Annotated in this window: 2 protein-coding genes; one reads left to right on the top strand and one right to left on the bottom strand. The window is 70.1% G+C overall.

The window, feature by feature from the left end:
• Nucleotides 1–519: 519 nt before the first annotated feature.
• On the bottom strand, nt 520–1,812 hold the full coding sequence (gene tyrS / locus C1I95_RS33400) for a tyrosine--tRNA ligase (protein WP_111220058.1): 1,293 nt from the start codon (nt 1,810–1,812) through the stop codon (nt 520–522).
• A 104-nt stretch (nt 1,813–1,916) separates the two neighbouring features.
• Here tyrS and C1I95_RS33395 point away from each other — a divergent pair, with 104 nt between their 5' ends.
• Nucleotides 1,917–2,306, top strand: coding sequence for a PaaI family thioesterase (locus tag C1I95_RS33395; RefSeq protein WP_199524031.1), 390 nt, complete (start codon nt 1,917–1,919; stop codon nt 2,304–2,306).
• Nucleotides 2,307–2,455: the final 149 nt, after the last annotated feature.

Genomic DNA, 2,455 nt, shown 5'->3' with positions numbered 1-2,455 from the left:
AGCACCCTGTTGAGTTCTCAAAGAACAACCACACACCATCCGAACACCCACAAACCGCAGGCACCCATCCGGGGCATCTCATCCACACACCCGCCGCTCTCGCGCCGGGCACTTTTACTACGTTACCCGGTGGTTTCTGCCGTGTCAAACCGGCTGCTGCCGCTTTGCCGCGCTTCAACCCATTTCTCCGGGCACCGCGATTCGGCGCGGCTTTCGCCGTTCCTGTCGTGGTTTTGGCAGGCCAGCCGCTGCGGTGTCCCGCGAGCGCGCCTGGTTCCCTGCCGGCCGTTGACCTTACCCGGTCGGTTCCGCCTCGCCAAATCCGCCTCGCGGCGAATCCGGGGCACCACCCGGTCCCGGTGCCGGCGGGCGTACCCACCAGACCCGAGAGGTCCACCCGCGCTTCCGGCCTGAGATCTTTCGACCTGTTTCGTCCGTTCCGCGCTGGCAGAGAGAAAGTTACGCGCCCGGCGGATTGATCGTCAAATCCGCCGGGCGCGTTCCACGTCACACCGCCGATTACGACTTACTGTCCAGCTCCACGCCGGCGAACGAACGCTTGCCCCGGCGCAGCACGAGGTACCGGCCGTGCAGCAGCGCCTCCGGCGCGATCACCGCGTCGGCCTCGGTCACCCGGTTGTTGTTGACGTAGGCACCGCCCTCCGCGATCACCCGGCGGGCTTCCTTCATGCTCGGCACCAGGCCGGACTCCTTGAGCAGGGTGGCCACGTCCGGCAGCTCGCCGAGGTGGACCAGGCCGGCCTCGGCCAGCGCCGCGCGCAGGGTCGCCGGCGACAGTTCCTCCAGCGAGCCCCGACCGAACAGCGCCTGACTGGCGGCGACCACCTGCGCCATCTCCCGCTCGCCGTGCACGAGGGTGGTCAGCTCCTCGGCGAGGGCACGCTGGGCCGCCCGGGCGGCCGGACGCTCCGCGGTCTCCTTCTCCAACACCTCCAGTTCCTCGCGGGAACGGAAGCTGAAGTAGCGCAGGTAGCGGCCCACGTCCCGGTCGTCGACGTTGATCCAGAACTGGTAGAAGGCGTACGGGCTGGTCATCTCGGGGTCGAGCCAGATCGCGCCGCCCTCGGTCTTGCCGAACTTCGAGCCGTCCGACTTCGTCACCAGCGGCGTGGTGAACGCCTGCACCGGCCCGTGGCCGCGCCGGCGTACGTAGTCGACCCCTGCGGTGATGTTGCCCCACTGGTCGGAGCCGCCGAACTGGAGCTGGCAGCCGTACCGCCGGTGCAGCTCGAAGAAGTCGTTGGCCTGCAGCAGCTGGTAGCTGAACTCGGTGAAGCTGATCCCGCTCTCCAGCCGGGCCCGGACCACCTCCCGGGCCAGCATCTTGTTGACCGGGAAGTGCTTGCCTACGTCGCGGAGGAACTCGACCACCGACATCTCGCCGGTCCAGTCCAGGTTGTTGACCAGTTGGGCGGCGTTGTCGCCGGTGTACGACACGAACGGCGCGAGCTGGTCGCGAATCCGCTGGACCCAGCTGGCGACGACCTCCGGCGGGTTGAGGCTGCGCTCCGCGCTCTCCTTCGGGTCACCGATCTGCCCCGTCGCACCGCCGACCAGCAGCAGCGGGCGGTGCCCGGTGAGCTGGAGGCGGCGGGCCGTGGCGACCTGCATGAGGTGGCCGACGTGCAGGCTCGGCGCGGTCGGGTCGAAGCCCACATAGAAGGCAGCCCCAGCGCCGTCGAGCAGTGTACGCAGCTCGTCAGGGCCGGTGGAGTCCTGGATCAGGCCGCGCCACCGCAGGTCGTCGGTCAGGGAGCCCCGCCCGGTCGGCGGGAGGTTGCTGTCGGTCACGGTCACCGATTCTCCCCCATGCAGCGGGTCCCGACCTACCGGGTTAGCCCGCGCCACCACCGGACTAGGCTGGCGGCGCCAAGATCGAGGAGGCTGCCGTGGAGATGCCGACGATGTCGGGCGGTTTCGCCGCCCTGCTCGGCCTGGAGTTCGACGAGGTCAGCGGCGACCGGGTGACGATCCGCTGGCGGGTACGCCCGGAGCTGCACCAGCCGTACGGCCTCCTACACGGTGGGGTCTACTGCTCGGTGGTGGAGACGGCGGCCAGCGTGGGCGGGGCCCTCTGGCTCGGCGACCGCGGTCAGGTGGTGGGGGTGTCCAACCAGACCGACTTCCTGCGGGCGGTCCGCGACGGCGAGCTGACCGCGGTCGGGACTCCGGTGCACCGGGGACGCAGCCAACAGTTGTGGCAGGTCGAGATCAGCGACGCCGAGGCCCGGCTGGTCGCCCGCGGCCAGGTCCGCCTCCAGAACCTCTACCCGACCGCCGCCTGACGGCGTACCGCCGGCGGCCCACCTACTCGGCGCGGGTCAGCTCGGTCAGCCGGCCCGCGTCCTCGCGGTACTCGGCTCCGGTACGCGGGCACACGTACTGGCCGTCGCCCTTGGCGACCAGCGGCTCACCGGTACGCCCCACCCAGCCC

The sequence above is a fragment of the Micromonospora craterilacus genome (assembly GCF_003236315.1).
Taxonomy (GTDB): Bacteria; Actinomycetota; Actinomycetes; order Mycobacteriales; family Micromonosporaceae; genus Micromonospora; species Micromonospora craterilacus.
Note: the sequence above shows the minus strand (reverse complement) of the source record. Positions and strands in the feature narration are given on the sequence as shown.

Bases quoted from the DNA above. Each gene is read 5' to 3' on its own strand.
- C1I95_RS33395 (WP_199524031.1), top strand. From the start codon at position 1,917: ATGCCGACGATGTCGGGCGGTTTCGCCGCCCTGCTCGGCCTGGAGTTC.